This is a genomic window from Bdellovibrio sp. BCCA (assembly GCF_037996825.1).
In the GTDB taxonomy this organism is placed as follows: Bacteria; Bdellovibrionota; Bdellovibrionia; order Bdellovibrionales; family Bdellovibrionaceae; genus Bdellovibrio.
On record NZ_JBBNAC010000001.1, the window covers coordinates 170,105 to 187,531 of the forward strand.

17 protein-coding genes and 1 other RNA gene are annotated in these 17,427 nt (G+C 44.6%); 11 read left to right on the forward strand and 7 right to left on the reverse strand.

What is annotated here, in order from left to right:
- Positions 1 to 87: 87 nt before the first annotated feature.
- The 3 genes from AAAA78_RS00850 to ssrS form a co-directional block, all read right to left on the reverse strand.
- A complete protein-coding gene (locus AAAA78_RS00850) occupies positions 88 to 642 on the reverse strand; it encodes a hypothetical protein (RefSeq protein ID WP_340589842.1) in 555 nt (184 codons plus the stop codon).
- Entirely contained in the window at positions 621 to 2,600 is a 1,980-nt protein-coding gene (locus AAAA78_RS00855; protein ID WP_340589844.1) for a hypothetical protein, read from the reverse strand. Before AAAA78_RS00855 ends, AAAA78_RS00850 begins: the two co-directional genes overlap by 22 nt.
- Positions 2,601 to 2,760: 160 nt before the next feature.
- Positions 2,761 to 2,934: non-coding RNA, 6S RNA (gene ssrS, locus AAAA78_RS00860), on the reverse strand.
- 15 nt (positions 2,935 to 2,949) lie between these two features.
- On the opposite strand from ssrS, the gene AAAA78_RS00865 reads away from it, so the two are divergent.
- Genes AAAA78_RS00865 through AAAA78_RS00895 form a run of 7 tightly spaced genes read left to right on the forward strand, consistent with a single transcriptional unit; the run spans position 2,950 to position 8,854 of the window.
- Positions 2,950 to 3,234: a hypothetical protein gene (locus AAAA78_RS00865; protein WP_340589846.1), complete on the forward strand. Its 285-nt coding sequence runs from the start codon at positions 2,950 to 2,952 to the stop codon at positions 3,232 to 3,234.
- 37 nt (positions 3,235 to 3,271) lie between these two features.
- Positions 3,272 to 4,678, forward strand: a complete 1,407-nt coding sequence (gene xseA / locus AAAA78_RS00870) for an exodeoxyribonuclease VII large subunit (RefSeq protein ID WP_340589847.1) — start codon at positions 3,272 to 3,274, stop codon at positions 4,676 to 4,678.
- A 1-nt stretch (position 4,679) separates the two neighbouring features.
- Entirely contained in the window at positions 4,680 to 4,904 is a 225-nt protein-coding gene (locus AAAA78_RS00875) for an exodeoxyribonuclease VII small subunit (RefSeq protein WP_340589849.1), read from the forward strand.
- Between the two features lie 7 nt (positions 4,905 to 4,911).
- Positions 4,912 to 5,775 (forward strand): polyprenyl synthetase family protein, encoded by an 864-nt coding sequence (locus AAAA78_RS00880; protein ID WP_340589851.1) that lies wholly within the window; start codon positions 4,912 to 4,914, stop codon positions 5,773 to 5,775.
- Positions 5,776 to 5,781: 6 nt separating this feature from the next.
- Positions 5,782 to 6,552: a TlyA family RNA methyltransferase gene (locus AAAA78_RS00885; RefSeq protein ID WP_340589853.1), complete on the forward strand. Its 771-nt coding sequence runs from the start codon at positions 5,782 to 5,784 to the stop codon at positions 6,550 to 6,552.
- Positions 6,521 to 7,525 (forward strand): patatin-like phospholipase family protein, encoded by a 1,005-nt coding sequence (locus AAAA78_RS00890; RefSeq protein ID WP_340589854.1) that lies wholly within the window; start codon positions 6,521 to 6,523, stop codon positions 7,523 to 7,525. Before AAAA78_RS00885 ends, AAAA78_RS00890 begins: the two co-directional genes overlap by 32 nt.
- 9 nt (positions 7,526 to 7,534) lie before the next feature.
- Complete coding sequence (locus tag AAAA78_RS00895; RefSeq protein WP_340589855.1) at positions 7,535 to 8,854, forward strand: aminopeptidase P family protein; 1,320 nt, start codon at positions 7,535 to 7,537, stop codon at positions 8,852 to 8,854.
- Between the two features lie 37 nt (positions 8,855 to 8,891).
- On the opposite strand, the gene AAAA78_RS00900 is transcribed toward AAAA78_RS00895, so the two are convergent.
- The 3 genes from AAAA78_RS00900 to AAAA78_RS00910 all read right to left on the reverse strand — a co-directional run bounded on the left by AAAA78_RS00900 (position 8,892) and on the right by AAAA78_RS00910 (position 11,730).
- The gene (locus AAAA78_RS00900; protein ID WP_340589857.1) at positions 8,892 to 9,572 is read right to left on the reverse strand and encodes a hypothetical protein; all 681 of its coding nucleotides are present in this window, start codon (positions 9,570 to 9,572) and stop codon (positions 8,892 to 8,894) included.
- A gap of 98 nt (positions 9,573 to 9,670) precedes the next feature.
- Positions 9,671 to 10,876: a hypothetical protein gene (locus AAAA78_RS00905; RefSeq protein WP_340589859.1), complete on the reverse strand. Its 1,206-nt coding sequence runs from the start codon at positions 10,874 to 10,876 to the stop codon at positions 9,671 to 9,673.
- 107 nt (positions 10,877 to 10,983) lie between these two features.
- Complete coding sequence (locus tag AAAA78_RS00910; protein WP_340589861.1) at positions 10,984 to 11,730, reverse strand: HAD family hydrolase; 747 nt, start codon at positions 11,728 to 11,730, stop codon at positions 10,984 to 10,986.
- A 51-nt stretch (positions 11,731 to 11,781) separates the two neighbouring features.
- Between AAAA78_RS00910 and AAAA78_RS00915 the strand changes: the two genes are divergently transcribed.
- Both AAAA78_RS00915 and AAAA78_RS00920 read left to right on the forward strand, forming a co-directional pair.
- The gene (locus tag AAAA78_RS00915; RefSeq protein WP_295902062.1) at positions 11,782 to 12,237 is read left to right on the forward strand and encodes a hypothetical protein; all 456 of its coding nucleotides are present in this window, start codon (positions 11,782 to 11,784) and stop codon (positions 12,235 to 12,237) included.
- 4 nt (positions 12,238 to 12,241) lie between these two features.
- Positions 12,242 to 13,873 (forward strand): glycerol-3-phosphate dehydrogenase/oxidase, encoded by a 1,632-nt coding sequence (locus AAAA78_RS00920; RefSeq protein ID WP_340589863.1) that lies wholly within the window; start codon positions 12,242 to 12,244, stop codon positions 13,871 to 13,873.
- Positions 13,874 to 13,877: 4 nt separating this feature from the next.
- Here AAAA78_RS00920 and AAAA78_RS00925 read toward each other — a convergent pair whose 3' ends face one another.
- A complete protein-coding gene (locus tag AAAA78_RS00925) occupies positions 13,878 to 15,071 on the reverse strand; it encodes a hypothetical protein (RefSeq protein ID WP_340589865.1) in 1,194 nt (397 codons plus the stop codon).
- A gap of 192 nt (positions 15,072 to 15,263) precedes the next feature.
- On the opposite strand from AAAA78_RS00925, the gene AAAA78_RS00930 reads away from it, so the two are divergent.
- Together AAAA78_RS00930 and AAAA78_RS00935 are read left to right on the forward strand one after the other, a co-directional pair.
- Positions 15,264 to 16,295 (forward strand): hypothetical protein, encoded by a 1,032-nt coding sequence (locus AAAA78_RS00930; RefSeq protein ID WP_340589866.1) that lies wholly within the window; start codon positions 15,264 to 15,266, stop codon positions 16,293 to 16,295.
- Positions 16,296 to 16,372: 77 nt separating this feature from the next.
- Positions 16,373 to 17,416 carry a rod shape-determining protein gene (locus AAAA78_RS00935; RefSeq protein ID WP_015089392.1) on the forward strand — a complete coding sequence of 348 codons (1,044 nt, stop codon included), beginning with the start codon at positions 16,373 to 16,375 and terminating at the stop codon, positions 17,414 to 17,416.
- Positions 17,417 to 17,427: the final 11 nt, after the last annotated feature.

Below are 17,427 nucleotides of genomic sequence, written 5' to 3' on the forward strand. Positions count from 1 at the left end.
ATGAACGGCAGCGATGGAAATAGTGTGCCTATAACGGTGGAGCTTTAAACCGTGACAAGATGAAGAGGGAAGACGACTTTCGGATTCTTAGCGGCGGGATTTTTCAGTGCCGAGTTGCTCGTCAGCAGATTTTTTCATCTCCGGAGCAACAGCTTCCCAAGTATCTTCAGGACGACTTGCAACGACGGCCGAGTTCCCTAGAACTTGGTTGCCTGCAGAGCCTGACGCTTGTAGTGAAATCAATCTTTGTTTTTCTTTATTAAAACCACTCACAGTGATTTTGAGTTCCACGATCTGACCCATCTTAACGCCAGCCAAAGTTTCACTTTGTTGGCCTTCAACGATTTGCACGTCTTCAGGTAAGTTCCATTCATACGAAAGATCGCCTTGCAGGTTTTGATTTACAAGCACGCGACCTGTGATTTCAACGTCGTCATTACCTTCTTGTGGAATATTATGAGGAGCTGCGATTTCAACCTTGAGCAAAGCCAAGTGTTTGCCCACGGGAGCTGGAACCCAAGGAATTTTTCCTTCTTTTACCGAAGATGGAACGCGCTTCTTCTCTTTATTAGAGAAATAAGCCGCGCCGGAAATTCCGAATATAAGACCCAAAATCAGGGTTAAGGCTGTTCTGTTCCGCATACTTGCGCTCCGTCTTTGTAGAGTTTGTAAGTCGAGGTGCCGTTCATCTGAGCGGATGTTTTTCCATAAGCATTTACTTTAACATTAAGGACGTAATAACCTGCAGGCAGACCTGCCAAAGAAATTGATTCCGTAGTTCCGCTTGTGCGACTAGATTTTGCGACGTAAGGACTGGAATATCCGCCATACCAATAGTCGTCCTCGAAGTATACATATGATCCGTAATATAAAACCAAATCCAGATCAGGGGCATTTCCAGTCGCCGTGTAAGTCATGCTGAGCGTTGTTGAGCTTCCATTGTGGTAGTATAAGTAAAAATCGTTATTCTTCTGTTGATTCGAATGATTTACTGGATCTTTAACTCCCATTTTCGTTTCGGGTGCGGCTGCAGATATGCCAATCCCAACACATGTTGCTGGAGTTAAGTAATATGCATAGTCTTGAGTATTTTTGTTTTGTTTTTCCTCAGTTAAAATATCATCCCATTTTGTGTCGGGAGTAACATTTTGCGAGAGAAGCCAGTTAAACAAACCAATATTCGGTACTGGGAATTTTCCCGAATTTCTTAAACTGTAAGGAACCGGATTAGATCTACTATTTCCAGTTGTATTTTCTCCGGAAAAAGTTTTCCAAACATTTGCAAAGGCGACGCCGCCGCCAAACTTTCCTGTGTCGTAGGATGCAGTTGTTCTGCGAGTAGATTTATATAAAGTTCGTGCAATTGAGACCTCACGGAATGTTCCCGTTCCTGGAAGATCGCTGGCAACATCATCAGGTTCTGCACCGGTATTTCCAACGGCTGCAAGATTGAAGGAAATTCCTACTCCCGCGCTGCCACCACCTTTGTATCCGTATGTATCAACATAGTAGTGATAACGTTTAATAGTTGGAATGCGAGACTCGTCAGGTGAAATTTTGTTATCGTCATACGCATTTGCGCCTGTTAAGACAGCCGATTGAAGATAATTTGCCCACCCTTCGCTCCACGCAAGTCGAGCATCAATAATAAAGTTACCGTTGTGGGATCCACCTGGAGATTCAGAATGTCCGTAGGCATCTTCTAGGAAATGACCGTATTCATGTAGAATGACGGAGTCATCGAAGTGATCTGTATCCGCACTCTTAACGTCGCCGTTGCTGCCACCTAAGATATAAAGTTTTCTTTCGCCGGGGGAATAAAAAGAAAGTGGCGTGGAGGAGTTAAAATAAGTGTATGGGTTGAATCCAGCCTTCCAATAAACTGTGACTTTGTCTGCGACCCACCAAACGTTTGCGTCGGTACTGGGGACTCCTGTTCCGCTGTTATTCTTGCCGATGTTACGACGAATATATTCATTCGCAATCAAGATATCGAAATAAATATTGAAGGCGCCACCCTCAATTTTAGAAGACAAATTTTCGTTCGCTTGTGCATAAACTGGGGTACTAGTTAAGTCTTTTGTAGTTCCAGCGGCAACGTCCGCTGAGGTAATCGTAAAGTTTTGTGAGATATAGTAGGGATTGTTTTGGTAGATATCTTCTAGAACGCTGATTTTTAAATAATCATTATATGCACGCGAAAAAACTCGCAAAGTATAAGTGCCAGCTGTCTTTGGAATTTGAAAGTCAGCGATTCCTTGAGTTGTTGTTTCGCCCTGTTGAATGCGATTGCCCTCGGAATCATATATATGGAATTCAGCGAAAGGAATAGGAATGGCATCCGTGGCACTGACCACACTGCTGAGACCATTTAAGCTACCAGGGGCAGGATTGAAATCCAACTGACGATACAAAAACTTCGCCGACATCTGCACGCGCAGACCATTCGTTACCGTCGTAGGTTTTCCATAATAAGCAGGCTCAGAGGACGCAGGTCCCTTCGACGCGAAGTCGTTGCCCTGAAAGGAGCCGCCGCCACAGGCAGAAAGAAGTAGTGAGAGGATGCTAATAGCAGCCGCTAAAATCCAGCGTAAATTCATACTGAACTTATCGGACTTAAAAAAGCATCACTGAACGTGAGAACACTGTAAAACTTGTTTAAAGTTTTCTGATTTTTGGTGAAGTTTTTTACAGGACTGTCTCAATGAGAGAAGGAATCTTCAGAGGAGAAAACAAATTGTCTTAGAGTGAGAAAATAAAAAAAGGTCCGATGGCCACTCTGAAACATAAACCTGTTTTAGCTAAGGTGGGTGACCATTATAACAACTTTAGGCTTCTCAGTACGAGCTGAGCTTGCTCACCATTGTCAGGGACAGTCCCCAAAAATATGCTTGTAAGGTTTAATTTCGATGAGCTTTACGCCGTCGAACCTCTGACTGTTATTCTATCATGTCTTTCAAACCCGTCAACGAAACCAGACTCTTACTTTCAGGCAAAGCTGCCGATAAATTGCTTATGACGCCAGAAAAGCTCGATTTTATTTTTCCGTTCGTTGTTTTTTTCTATGGACTCCTGATGGTTCTTGTGTTGGAGAACCCTGTCCTGGTGCGCATCGGCCAAGAGCGCATGGGTGAAGCGTTTCACAACCTTTCCCGTCACAAAACTCTCGGTTGGGTGTGTTTTTTCGTCGGCGGATTGTGGTCCGCGCAGAATGTCTGGTACTCTGCTCTTTAATTGACTCAAAGCGGGGAGCCCATTAGCTTGGACTTCCATGTCAGACGTACCAAATCAAGCTCTTCGCAAAACTGAAATTTCGGCACAAGCCACTCTCGGCGCTATGGATGTAGCTCCGCGCGGAAATGAGCCATCAGTTCTTTCGGTTGAGCAACTCAATGTCTACATCAAACAACTTCTTGAAGGCCAAGTCGGCATGGTGTGGGTGAAGGGCGAGATCTCGAACTTCAAAGCTCATACATCAGGACATTTTTATTTCAGTCTCAAAGATGCCAAATCACAAATTACTGCGGTGATGTTTCGCGGGCACAACGCGCGTTTGAAATTCAAACCGACGGACGGCATGGAAGTGATCGTGCGCGGACGTATTTCTGTGTACGAACCTCGCGGCAACTATCAACTCATGTGCGAGATGATGGAGCCCGTAGGTGCCGGAGCTTTGCAAAAAGCTTTTGAGCAGCTGAAAACAAAACTGAAAGCGGAAGGTCTTTTTGAATCGGCAAGAAAAAAACCGATTCCGACATTTCCAAGACACATTGCTATTGTGACGTCACCAACGGGTGCTGCAATTCGCGATATTCTCAATGTGCTTTCTCGTCGTGCGCGCTCTATCCAAGTCACAGTGGTTCCAACGATTGTTCAAGGTGAGGCGGCAGCTCCGCAAATTCGTGAAGCTTTCAAAAAAGCCGTGGCACTTCCCGGTGTTGATGTCGTGATCATCGGCCGCGGTGGTGGATCTATTGAAGACATGTGGTGCTTTAATGATGAGGCCTTAGCGCGTTTGATTGCCGCAAGTCCTTTGCCGGTGATTTCGGCGGTGGGGCATGAAATCGATTTCACCATTGCGGATTTCGTCGCTGACCTTCGCGCACCGACACCTTCCGCAGCCGCAGAGCTTGTCGCGAAAAGTGCGGGTGAGTTAGGTACCAAAGTTAAATCTTTGGAAAGAATGCTTCATCTTTCTTTTGAGAAGAAGATGAAGTTCTTAACGGAGAAAATCCGTGGCTTATCAAAACGTCTTGTAGATCCGCAACGCCGTTTGCAAGATTTAGAATTGCGTAATGATGATCTTTTAAATCGTCTTGAATTTGCCATGAATCGTCGCTTGTCAGAGCACCACCATCGCGTTGAACTTTTGACAGAGAAGTTGGGAAATCCCGAAGACCTCATTGAAGAAAAGAAAAAAGATCTGGAATATTTAAGAGCTCACATGGAAAAGGCTTTGGCCTTTTCTATTGAGAAAAAGAATGCGCGTATGGCGCGTTTGATGTCTGTCTTGGACAGCTTAAGTCCTCTGAAAGTTGTTGAAAGAGGCTATTCAATTGTGACTAAAAAAAATGAAGTTATTAAATCAGCGAGCCAAGTTAAAAAAGGCGATGTCATCGACGTTCGCTTGGCCCAGGGTTCACTGACCGCTGTCGTTGACAGTGTGAAGGAGGAATAACATGGATTTTGAGAAGAAGCTCAGCCGCCTCGAAGAGATCGTGCAAAAGATGGAAAAAGGAGATTTGGCTTTAGAAGAATCTCTGAAACTTTTTGAAGAAGGCGTAAAACTTTCTCGCGAGTGCCATCAGCGTTTGAATGAAGCAGAAGCAAAAGTAAAACTTTTGATGTCTGTAGGCGCCGATGGTAAACCTGTTGTGACGGATTTCACTCCAGAGGAAAACTAAATTGGACTTGGCTATTCAACTTGAAAAAGAAATCGCAAACCGTGTAGAGACTGTGAATCAGTATGTGGAAAAGTATCTTTCCGCAATGGATCTGCCACAGGGTGACGCGATTTCCGAGTTGAGAAAGTCCATGCTTTATTCCGCGACGAATGGCGGAAAACGTTTCCGTCCTGTGTTGTCTTTGCTGGTTGCGGAACTTTTTGGTTGCTCGCAAGAGCGTATCCTTCCTTTTGCAACAGCTGTTGAATTGATTCATACATATTCTTTGATTCACGACGATCTTCCCTGCATGGATAACGATGATGTTCGTCGTGGTAAGCCAACGAATCACAAAGTCTTCGGTGAAGATTTCGCATTGCTTGCTGGGGATGCACTATTGACCGAGGCATTTTTATTGATCGCCGACGGTTACAGCGACACAAGTTTTCTTGTGGGACAACTGACACGTCTTCTTTCTGAAGCCGCAGGTGTGCGTGGTATGGTCGGTGGGCAAGCTATTGATCTTCGCGCAGGCCAAAAGAAATTTTCAAAAGAAGAACTTACGCACTTACATCTTTTAAAAACAGGTGCTTTGATCCGCGTCGCTGTTGAGGGAGCCTCCGTCATCGCCGGGGCTCGTCCAACGGATATCGAAAGCTTGCGCAAATTCGGTGAAGGTCTGGGGCTTGCGTTCCAAGTGGCTGATGATGTTTTAGATCACGGTGAAAAAGATCAAGACCAAAGAAGCTTCACCGGCATTATGGGTCTTGAAGGCACAAAAACATATCTTCAAGAGATCAGCAAAAACACTTTAGCAGAACTTCACAAAGTTTCTGCCGAAGCACCGATGTTGGAATACCTCATCAGCTTCAATCAAAATCGTCAGGTTTAATTATTTATGTCTGAAAAAAAGCGTCTGGATGTCTATCTTGTTGAAAAAGGATTGGCCCAGTCGCGCACGCACGCTCAGGAATTGATTGATGCGGGTCAGGTTTTTCAATTTGATGGTTCTCAAAAAAAACCACTAAAAAAATCCAGCCTTTCCGTAACTGAGGACATGCAGATCCTTGTTGAAGAAGGACCCGCGAATCGTTTTGTCTCTCGTGGAGGCTTGAAGCTAGAGGGTGCATTAGAGCATCTCAAGCTTTCCGTGAAAGATCTCAAAGTTCTCGATGTGGGGATTTCAACGGGGGGATTTACGGACTGCCTTTTACAAAATGGAGCCGCTCAAGTTCTTGGAGTCGATGTTGGTCACGGACAGGTGAATCCGGAGCTTTTAAAAAATCCGCGCCTTCAAGTCATTGAAGGAATCAACGCCCGAAATCTTTCGCAAGAGGCTGAAGTTCTTAAGGCAACACCGCAAGAAAAATTCGATCTTGCGGTCATGGATGTTTCTTTTATTTCGATCTCTTTGATTATCCCTCAATTAGTTCATTTTCTTAAGACCGAAGGCCATCTTTTGAGTCTGGTTAAACCCCAATTCGAAGTCGGCGTTGACGGCTTGTCAAAGGGGGGTATAGTCAAGGATGCCTCGTTGTATAAAGACGTTGAAACGCGTGTGAAAGAAGTCTGCGCGAAACACGGTTTGAAAGTGATCGACTATTTTTCTTCTCCGATTCAAGGAAAGGATGGCAATAATGAGTTCTTTGTCTTTGCTAAAAAAGTCTAGTTGGATTTTACCACTTCTTATTCTTGCAAGCTGCCAAACAATCAAGACTCGCGAAGACATTCGCAAAGCCGCGCAACCAAGACCGACTCAGCCAGGTCCTCACGCTCAACATCCGACTCAGCCGACTCCGCAACCGCCACCGATCGAAACGGAAGAAGAGGAAGTGACTCAAGCTCCTCCTCCGCCACCACCGCCAGCTCCTGTCATTCCCTCCATGCCTCGCATTGGAATTATTTTGGGAGCCGGTGGAGCAAAGACTTATGCGCATATTGGTTTCTTGCATGAGCTGATGCGCGCGAAAGTGCCAGTGCAATCCATCAGTGGTGTTGAGTTCGCGGCTCCAATGGCGGCTCTTTATGCGAACAAAGAACAAGCCAACGATGTTGAATGGCAAATGTTCAAATTGAAAGACGAAGATGTCGTTAAGAAATCTCTTTTGGGTTCTGTGCACAAAAATAACGAAGTGACAGTGCTTAAAGATTTTGTAGGCACAGCGTTTAATCGTTCAAAAGTGGAAGACTTCCGTATTCCTTTTGCGTGTCCGTCTTACAATATGAAAAAGAACCAGATTTATTTGATGAATCGTGGACCGCTAGATCAGTTGATGTACCTTTGCATGTCTTATCCTCCGTTCTTTAAGCCTTATCAAAGCAGTGTTGCTGGAGTGCGTGATATCACTTCGCTTGCGAACTATATGCGTTCAAAAGGGGCGAACTATATCGTTCTTGTGAATGTTCTTCAGGCTCCGGGGGGATCGCCGTACACTTTGGATGCCGCAGCAACAGACAACGTACTATGGAGCGAGATTGCGGGCTTATATAATAAGCCTATTGCAGGAGTTGACACTGTCGTCTCGCTTGAGACGGGGAACTATGGTATTATGGATTTCGATAAACGCCGCGAGATTATGAACAAGGGCGCTGAATCAGCAGCTCGTCAGTTAAAAGTTCTAACTCGTAAATGGGGTCTGTAGGAGAAACGAATGAGAAAACCCACTTTTGATATGAACGTATTTGCAGAGAGAAGAAAGAAAGTCGGTCAAGAGATCGCCGGAGGCGCGCTGGTCGTGGCTTCTCACCCTGAACACATTCGCAATCACGATGTGCACTATCCTTATCGTCAAGATTCAAATCTTTTCTACCTCACAGGTTGGGAAGAACCGGAATCTATTTTGATCTATCGCCCAGGTATGAAACCTGAAACAACGATGTTCGTGCGTCGCCGTGATCCTGAAAGAGAAACTTGGGATGGCTTCCGCTATGGACCTGAAGGCTGTGAGCGTGAATTTAAAATCGACAAAGCCTATCCGATTGATGAGTTCTCAAAAGTAGCTCCGCAACTTTTGAAGGAAGTCGATCGCGTTTACTATCGTCTTTATAAAAATGCTGAAGTCGACCATCAAATGCAGTCTGTTCTTGAAACAGTCAAACAAATGCAAGGTCGCACAGGTTACGGTCTTCTTTCTATCCACGATGCAGACACTCTTTTGGGTGAACACCGTCTGGTGAAGGGCGAGTATGAACTGACGCAACTTCGTGAAGCGTGCGAAATTTCTGCACAAGCTCACTTGGCAGCAATGCACTTCACTCGTCCAGGTGTTACAGAGCGCCAGGTTCAAGGTGTATTGGCTCATCACTTCTTTATGAAGGGTTCAGCTCGCGAAGGTTACAACTACATCGTAGCCTCCGGGAATGCAGCGACGACTTTACACTACAACTTCAACGATCAAGTTTGTAAAGACGGTGATCTGTTGTTGATCGACGCGGGTGCGGAATACAACTACTACACAGGCGACATCACAAGAACATTCCCAGTAAACGGAAAGTTCACAGATGAGCAAGCGCGCGTGTACGAAGGTGTTTTGAAAGTTCAAAAAGCCATCATTGATTTTGTAAAACCAGGTATTGTGTTTAAAGAACTTCACGACATGGGAACGTCTATGTTGACGGACTTGATGCTAGAGTTGGGTCTTCTTTCGGGGCGCAAAGAAGATTTGATCCAAGCCCTTGCGCAGAAAAAATACTATCCGCATGGTATCGGTCACTGGTTGGGTATGGATGTGCACGATGCCGGATTGTACTTTAAAAAAGGCGAGCCTCGTCCGATTGAAGCCAATATGTGCTTCACGATTGAGCCAGGTCTTTACATCCCTGCAGAGGACACTTCGGCTCCTTCGAAGTATCGTGGCATCGGAATCCGTATTGAAGATAACATCCGTGTGACTTCAAACGGGTCTGAGAACATGACTTCGTCGGTTCCAAAAGAAATCACCGACATCGAAAAAGTTGTTGGTAAAGCTTAATAAGAAAAAAGGCCAAGGAAACTTGGCCTTTTCTTTTTTAAGAGCCGCGAAGCTCTACTTTAGGTTCTTGAATTTCCCGATAGATTTGATCAATCACACGACGCTTTAAAGGTGATTCGTTTGAAGTCTCTTTGTAAAGCTTCATAATCTGTGCAGCGATATTTTTTTTCGTATCACCCGAGAATTGGTGATAAGCGCTTTTAAGAACCAACATGGAAGTCGCACCTAAAAGTTCATTTTGTTCTTTGATTCGATCATTTGTAGGAAGAAGTTCTCCACAAAGAGCTTCGGTCACAGAGCCTTTGCAGAAATTCACGTACTCCACCCATTTACCAGACGCAAACTCCGCGATTTCGGATTTCGTCAGTAGTGACTGAGATTCAAATTGTTGATTGATCAAAGAATTAAAAACGATGTCATAGTTGCGAGTTCTTTTAAAACCTTTGATCTCGGGTCCACCCATTAAACGTTGAACGCAAGATCCCGCCACATATTTTGTGAGAAGATCATCATTGGTTTTATAAGCCTCAATCAAACAACGCAAAGGACGAGCCATTTTATTTTTTAACTCCTCAGGGGAGTGGCTGTTTTTTGCGAGATCCAAGATCTGATCTTGGTAAGAATAGAGATCTTCAGGTTCCTCACGGCAAGGTTCTGCCGCGAAAGAAAGACTTCCTGCAAACAAACTTAAAATAAAAATGATGTGTTTTAATGCCATATTAAAAGGCTATTAATATTTAAGGCGAATTCAAGAGAAAATCTGTGAATTCGCCTATAAGCCGTATCAGGCAATGATTTCAGGACTTGTGGGAAAAATTACTCTTCTTGAAGAGCGCATTTCATCAGAATACCGATTGTATCGCCCATAACATTTTGCAGAGGACCAAAGTGGTTGTAGCTGACTTTTGAAGAAAAGTGCAAGCTCACACAACGCTCGCCCGGAGCTTTCAACTTTCCATTTACCAAGTTGCTAGGATGTGTGCGATAGGAGTTTGTCGTATTTACTTGCACGCTGAAATTTTGCAGCATGTAGTTCACGCCACAGAATGCGTTGAACGTTTGATACGAGCTTCCAAAAAGACGAACCATCTCCTGCCATCCCGTGTTCTTCGCGATTTGGCATGTTGGATAAAGTTCATTCCACTGCTGAATGCAACCTTGCGGGTCACCACCAGCGACCGTCCCGAATTGGAAAAGACCGATATTTAATTTCGAAGCAGGATCTGATTGGTAAGGATCATCATAGAATGCAACACCTGCTGGACGACGGTAATCTGAGGGAGCAAACTTTGCAGCCGTTGATTGGCTTTTAGATGAATCCGCCGTTGTTAAGGACTCTACGTGAGCAAGACACATCATTGTCTTACCCCAAAGTTTTTGCAGTTTAATATAACCGTCACGATTTCCAGCCAAGGCTTCGTCACGGTACTGATTATAACGAGCTATCCAAGTTTGTGCGCGCTTGATATCTGTTGCGTTAGGCATTTTACGGCCATCCAAAGTTTTACTTAAAGTAGCTGCTGTGACGTCGCACATTTTATGGCTCAAAAGACTTGTTGGATAATATTGCGTTTGATCTTTTGGAATTTGGAAGTAGCTAGAAACATAACCCAATGGAGATTTCATAGGACGGGAGTTTACTTCCACCATGTAACCAATGCGTTCGCCGAAATTTCTTTTGTTATCAAGATTCGTATCGCAGTAGTCGACTTCATGAGAACCCGCTGTAGAGCGATCTTTAGGAAGTTGATTGATTTTATAATAGTTCTCAACAGTGTTGATTGCAGGCTCAATAGAATCCTTCCAAACATTCACTTGAAATGCACTTGTCAGTGGTGCTGCGGGAAGAGCCTCTGGTGTACGAACAATTTTTGGAGGAGGTGTTGGGGCCGTCTCAGAGCCCGAAGAACTTTCATTTGCAGGAAGTCGGCTTCCCATTGCAAGAGCCGTAGAGCTCAAGAAAGTAAGAGTGATAAAAGTAACGCCCCATTTTTTTGCCGCAGCACCATGATGTGTATTCATGGTGTTGATTTCGGCGTTCAGACAAAGAACTAGAGTTTCAGTTTTTTTGTCGACTCTTTAGACAAGGCTCCTGTGAAATCGTGTCTCAACCTGGAGCAAAAAGGGGCTCACACAAATCGGTGAGCGAGCCATCCAAATTTCTCGGCGTTTTGTTGCAGCTCATATTCCGTTTTGAAAAGCTTATCATCACGAGAGGCTGCGCTCACAGCAAGGCTGAGATGTGTGGCCGTTTGCAGAAGATGATAATCTCCCATCGTGTTACCGGAAGCAAAGAAAGGAAGTTTTCCTTTGGTCTTCTCTAAAAGGGCGTCTACTTTTCCTTCGCGATAAGTGATCAAACCTTTTTGCAATTCCGTGATTTGCCCGCCGTTATCCAGAAGAGTTTCTACACCGATGACATTGTCTTTCTTAAGTCCCAGAATTTCTGCGCCCGGTTCTACCGCCCATTTTACAGAGGCGGTCACGACATAAACTTGAACACCACGTGAAAGAAATAAATCGATCAGTTTCTTTTGTTCTAAAAAAACCGGCAGTGGTGATTGTCCTTTGACGGCCTCCACCGCCCACTGGTGTACTTGCTCCAGTTTCACACCGCGACAGATTTGAGCTAGCCAAAGGTAGGCTTTTTGCGGGTTTTCAGCCTTCATTGATTCGTAAGTTTCCCAAGGGTGAGGCGGAAGAGACACAAGTTTGTTATCGATCTGATAATGGAAAAACGTTTCGCCCAAATCAATATCCCAAAGCGTGCCATCAGCGTCGAACGCAGCGACAGGAGAAGAATCCTCTTTTAAAACTTGGTCTAGTGTCGTATTTAAGCGGTTCCAAATGTCGGTGGAATAGTCTTTGTATTTCATACTCTCTTAGTATGAAATAGGAACAGGAAAATGACAAGGAGACCTCAGGCCATGAGCCTTTTTTGCCGTGTGATTCAAGCGGACGATTTGCAGGATATTTTAGATTTAGAAAATAAAAAGCTTCAGGAATCTTATCCCGATGAGATGGAAAGAATGATGGCGAGTTGGAGTTCCAAATTTCGCGTTGAAGCTTTGAATCACTATATTGCACTTGGTTGGAGTTTTCTTGCCAGAGATCAGGAAAGCAACAAGCTCATGGGTTATTTCATTGCTCAGCCGCTGTTGTTTTTGGACGGGCAGACGCAGTCTTTGTGGGTCGAGCACGTGCAGCACTGCTCACTGCAGGCGCGCGACGAACTATGTGAGCTTGCTTACAAGTTGGGTCGTGAAAAACATCTACAAAGAGTTTACTTTCCGAACGACAATGGCATTCCAAACTCTGTGAAATCCTTTAAGCCTGAAACTTGGCAGCCCGGCACTCTTTCCGTGAAGACGACGAAAGGATAATCCGATGAAAAATTTCTCTTTCGCAAATCGTATCCAGAATATCAACAAGATGAAAACGCAGGAATTTGATCTGGTGATTATCGGAGGAGGAATTAACGGAGCGGGTGTCGCCAGAGACGCTTCCGCTCGCGGAATGAAAGTCGCTCTTATCGAAGCGCGTGATTTTGCTTCAGGCACTTCTTCAAAGTCGAGCAAACTTATTCACGGTGGAATTCGTTATCTTGAAAACATGGAATTTAAACTCGTGTTTGAGGCCTTGAACGAAAGAACACGTCTGTTTGAAATGGCGCCACATCTTGTGCATCCTTTGCGCTTTATGATTCCCCTTTATGAAGAAAGCCGTGTTGGAATGTTCAAAATGGGTTTGGGCATGTGGCTTTACGATGCCCTTTCGTTGTTTCAAGCGCCGGAAATGCATGAGCGCTTGAACGCGAAAGAATCTTTGCACAGAATGCCTGCGATTCGTTCAACGCATCTTTTAGGTTCTTATATTTATTCGGATGCTTACATGGATGATGACCGTTTGGTGCATGAGACCTTGCGTTCGGCAAATGAAATGGGAGCACTTTGCGCCAACTACGTGAAAGCTACGGGGGCGACATTCACAGACGGAAAAATTTCGGCTATTCAATGTGAAGATCAGATCTCGAAAGAAAAGTTTTCTATCAAAGCTCGTCATGTGATTAGCAGCGTCGGTCCTTGGACAGATGAGGTAGGTGAAAAACTTCTGAAGGATTGGAAAAAGATTCTTCGTCCGACAAAAGGCATCCATCTGACACTTCCCAAACATCGTTTGCCACTTTCAAGCGCCGTGGTAATGGCTGCGGAAAAAAGTGATCGTATTGTTTTCGGGATTCCTCGTCACGAAATGATCATTATTGGAACAACAGATACTGATTTTAAGGAATCTCCTGAAAATGTCACAACGACTCCCGAAGACGTAAAATATCTTTTATCGATCACGGATCATTATTTCCCAGGAGCTGAAATTACGGCTCACGATGTGATCGCCAGCTACGCGGGAGTTCGTCCTCTTGTCTATGATGGATCTTCAACAGAAGGCAAAACAAGTCGCGAGCACACGATCATTAACGATCCGCGCGGAATTACTTTTGTAGCCGGTGGAAAATATACGACGTACCGGTTGATGTGTGAACAGACGGTGACGAAGGCTCTTCATGATTTTACATTCGAAGACCGCGCGAAGTTTGCAAAAACAAATACGGCTGTACCACTCAATCCCTACACAAGTGTCGATGCTTTCCATCAAGCACAAGGCTTGGCGGATGCGTGGGCAAAAGAAACGGGCAGACCTCTTGCGGATATCCGTTTATTAGCAGAGCGCTATGGTTTGGAAGCTGCGGAAATTCTTAACAAGTATCCGGAAAATTATTCTTATTGGCAGCTTGAGGCCGCTCAAGCCATCGATATGACGATGTGTTTGCATATGAGCGATTTTTACGCGCGCCGTGTGCCGCTCTTTTTGGCGGATCGCAATCATGGTGTGAAGTTCATGGATGAAATCGGCGCCGTCTTCCAGGAAAAACTAGGATGGAACGAAGCTCGTCTTAAAGAAGAAAAACATTTGCTTACGGAATACATGGCTCATGAAGTGGAATGGAAAAAACACTTCTAGAGATTTATTGATTCTCTTGGCTGATCAGGTTCACATAGTTTTTCGCAAGATCCAGGAAGTTTTGATAGGAGTCGGATTTGTCCAGGCTCTTAAGAAGTTTTGCGCCTTCTTGTTGACCTCCATGTTTTAAACCCATTTGATTTGCCAAATAAAGAGACATCTCCTGTCCATCTTGAATGTCTTTTTTGCTGACAGCTTTTGCCGGATCAAGATCAAAATAGGTATTAAATCTTTCTCGAACCAAGAACACGTCATTGCCACTTTGAAGAAAACCATAAGGGCCCGCGACTTTTTCTGACGGACGGTATATTTTACTTACGTCGTTAAAACGGTCCAATGCGGCTGGTTGTGCGGCAAAGAGAGAAGATGCAGGATCAGTTTCCAGTTTGAATTCCCAAACATGTCTTTTGCTATTTTTTTCTAGCAAAAACCAGAAACGGGGAAGTCCCATACTGCCACCCGAATCTTTGATGCGATAACCAACATCTAAAATCGAATAGTCTTGCATAAGATTATTAAAAGTCTCCAATGACCTTTGATAAAGATCTTGAACCTCTTTAGGGGCCGTTGATAGCGAAGACACAGGAGCATTCCCGCTGAACTTTTTATTCTGCGTAATTTTATCTAGATACTTCCCCTGTCGCTCTGAGAATTTGTCAGCCGATTTTGACTCTACAGAAGTAAGATAATCTGGTTTGGACATGGTCTGGCCAGATAAGCCGTCTAAATAAGATTTGTAAAGATCCTTGGGGTGCACTTTAAAATCTGAGATTTGGTTTCCAACAAAGTACCTTAAAAAATCTCCAGCCAAAGGAGCATTCACACCGGAATCATCAACGTCGATCAATGCGTATTCGCGTTTGCCATTTTTAAGAGGAATATCTCCAAAATTTAAAATGTGCGGGTCACCAGAAACAACGCCACGGGCTTCAAGCAGTGGTGATTTTTGCGAACGCAGCCAATTCCAGTAATGAGGCGCGTTCGAACGAAAACCCATAAATAAATCTGCAGAAACTTTTCTCCAAGAACCATCAATCGCTAGAGACTTTGCGGGAACACCTTCGGAAAATAAAGAGCGGCACGCGGAGCCTTCAGCATGAACAGAACCTGGCGCTAAAACGGTCAGCGACGTCAAAACGCTCGACAGGAAAAGTTGCTGAGATATCGCTAAAACATTTTTTAGTAAGGGTTTTGTCATATCTTTTTTAAGAATTCAAAAAGAGGGCCTAAGCGCATCTCTTAATTGCGTCACCACTGTCTAAGAATAAGACACTTTTCCTTACAGTCACGTAAAGATCTCCTTTTTAAATGCAGCCCGCATTGCAGGAAAGTGGCCCCCTATTTGCTTTCTCTTCCCCGAGGATGTTTTTTCTAAAAAGACGGGTTTGTTATGAAATTGAATGTGCCTTTAGCAATGACGATTTTCACGTTGGCTCTCAGTGCTTGCTCAAACGGCGGCGGTGGTGGAGGCACTCCTGTCACTCCCATTACGCCGAACGCTCCAGCTCCGACGACAACGGTTCCTGATGTCCCTGGCGAATTTACTTATGAGTATAAATTCAACGGTTGCTCTACAGGAAAACACAAACTCTTATCTAAAAAAGAATTTTGTGATGCCCTTTTAAACGATACACTTAATAACGGTTGTGCTCGTGAACTTCGAATTGAAAATTACAATCGCAGTTGCACAACTCTTCAACCAGCCAACCCTGGAGCCTTACCAGCGGCCAGCACGGCTCGTTGTATCGTGAACGGAATGGATTTGAAAGATCGCACGTTCCTCGACAACATCAATCCTTTTAATCCACAAAGACGTCAAAGCTTCCGCGATATTTTCTGGGATGCTCATAGACAGCAGTCTTACAATATTCTTTTTTCTGCGGTCGATTCTTATGGCAAAGCGAGCTTCATCATGACGCCTTCCTCAGGAACTTATTCGGCTATGGGTCAAATTCAGTTGCAGCAGAAGAAAGGAATGGACACATTCTCTGTGACTTCTGGTTTGGGTTCGCAGATTCGCATGGTTGTGACGAACTACAATATGGAAAAGGAAGTCGAGACGGTGTGTCTTTCTGACAAGTCGTTCAAAAAACCGAAAGTCGACTTGAGTCGTGTGCGCTGTACCTACCGCTTGGGTGACATGAGCGATCGCAACCCTTCCAAAGAAGAGATTTTTGCTTGGGATACTCGTCACGAAATTCAAAAAGAAATTTTCCGCAGTCGTCAGAGAGAATCCATTGTCGTTCGTCTGAAACCCGCTTCCCAAGGGCAAGAGGAGCGAGTGGAGATTGAAGCAATTGAGGTGGATTTAGATAAAACTTTGAAAGCGGAAAGTACTTTGAACGAAGGCCTGCAAGTTCGCTATCAAGGTCGTCAGTCCAGGACTGATCTTGTGGTCTCTTGTGCACCCGCGTCAAAATAACTGAAATTAGGTCTAAATATCTGCATTGACTCTGCTTTTCATCGCTCCTAGACTTGGAATGAAAAGTGAGAGTCAGCATGAGTTTTTTTGACAAAGTTCAAGATTATTTTTCGAATGATATTGCCATCGACCTTGGCACCGCGAACACCCTAGTTTACGTCAAAGGACGCGGGATTATTCTCGATGAGCCTTCTGTTGTTGCGGTTCAAAAAAATTATCGCGGAATGCAGAATCGTGTTCTTGCTGTAGGTAAAGAAGCCAAGGACATGCTTGGTCGTACACCTGGAAGCATCGTTGCGATTCGTCCGATTAAAGACGGTGTTATCGCCGACTTCGAAGTGACTCAATCCATGCTTAAATATTTCATCGGAAAATCTTTGGGCGAGAAAAAATCTTTCATCCGCCCACGCATCATCATCTGCGTTCCTTACGGAATCACTCAAGTTGAAAAACGCGCGGTGAAAGAAGCAGCTCAATCAGCGGGCGCTCGTGAAGTGTACTTGATCGAAGAGCCAATGGCAGCGGCGATCGGTGCAGGTCTTCCAATTACTGAACCATCAGGCAACATGGTTGTTGATATGGGCGGTGGTACAACAGGTGTCGCTGTGATTTCTTTGGGCGGTATCGTTTACTGTAAATCAATCAAAGTTGCCGGTGATAAATTTGATGAAGCGATCGTGAACTACGTTCGTCGCCAATTCAACTTGTTGATCGGTGAAAGAACTGCTGAAAATATCAAAATCCAAATCGGAAATGCTTATCCATTCGAAGAAGAAAAATCCATGGAGATCAAAGGCCGTGACCTCGTAGCGGGCGCGCCTAAGACAATCGAAATCACTTCTTCTCAAGTGAACGATGCTTTGATGGATCCTTTGTCTGAAGTTGTCGACGCTGTTCGCACAGCACTTGAAAAAACTCCGCCAGAACTTGCTTCTGATATCGTGGACAACGGTATCGTGTTGACGGGCGGGGGAGCTTTGCTGGCGAACCTGGATGTTCTTTTGAGAGAGAGAACTGGACTCCCAGTTTCCATCGCGGAAGATCCATTGAGCTGTGTTGTGATGGGTTCGGGCAAAGTTCTCGACCAGCTAGACCTTCTCAGACAGCTTACAGTCGATTAGTATTAAGAAGT

Coding starts and splice junctions, on each gene's coding strand:
- AAAA78_RS00850 (WP_340589842.1), bottom strand. CDS start 642: ATGCGGAACAGAACAGCCTTAACCCTGATTTTGGGTCTTATATTCGGA.
- AAAA78_RS00915 (WP_295902062.1), top strand. CDS start 11,782: ATGAGCCTTTTTTGCCGTGTGATTCAAGCGGACGATTTGCAGGATATT.
- AAAA78_RS00895 (WP_340589855.1), top strand. CDS start 7,535: ATGAGAAAACCCACTTTTGATATGAACGTATTTGCAGAGAGAAGAAAG.
- AAAA78_RS00885 (WP_340589853.1), top strand. CDS start 5,782: ATGTCTGAAAAAAAGCGTCTGGATGTCTATCTTGTTGAAAAAGGATTG.
- AAAA78_RS00930 (WP_340589866.1), top strand. CDS start 15,264: ATGAAATTGAATGTGCCTTTAGCAATGACGATTTTCACGTTGGCTCTC.
- AAAA78_RS00905 (WP_340589859.1), bottom strand. CDS start 10,876: ATGAATACACATCATGGTGCTGCGGCAAAAAAATGGGGCGTTACTTTT.
- AAAA78_RS00920 (WP_340589863.1), top strand. CDS start 12,242: ATGAAAAATTTCTCTTTCGCAAATCGTATCCAGAATATCAACAAGATG.
- AAAA78_RS00855 (WP_340589844.1), bottom strand. CDS start 2,600: ATGAATTTACGCTGGATTTTAGCGGCTGCTATTAGCATCCTCTCACTA.
- AAAA78_RS00890 (WP_340589854.1), top strand. CDS start 6,521: ATGAGTTCTTTGTCTTTGCTAAAAAAGTCTAGTTGGATTTTACCACTT.
- xseA (WP_340589847.1), top strand. CDS start 3,272: ATGTCAGACGTACCAAATCAAGCTCTTCGCAAAACTGAAATTTCGGCA.
- AAAA78_RS00875 (WP_340589849.1), top strand. CDS start 4,680: ATGGATTTTGAGAAGAAGCTCAGCCGCCTCGAAGAGATCGTGCAAAAG.
- AAAA78_RS00865 (WP_340589846.1), top strand. CDS start 2,950: ATGTCTTTCAAACCCGTCAACGAAACCAGACTCTTACTTTCAGGCAAA.
- AAAA78_RS00910 (WP_340589861.1), bottom strand. CDS start 11,730: ATGAAATACAAAGACTATTCCACCGACATTTGGAACCGCTTAAATACG.
- AAAA78_RS00925 (WP_340589865.1), bottom strand. CDS start 15,071: ATGACAAAACCCTTACTAAAAAATGTTTTAGCGATATCTCAGCAACTT.
- AAAA78_RS00900 (WP_340589857.1), bottom strand. CDS start 9,572: ATGGCATTAAAACACATCATTTTTATTTTAAGTTTGTTTGCAGGAAGT.
- AAAA78_RS00935 (WP_015089392.1), top strand. CDS start 16,373: ATGAGTTTTTTTGACAAAGTTCAAGATTATTTTTCGAATGATATTGCC.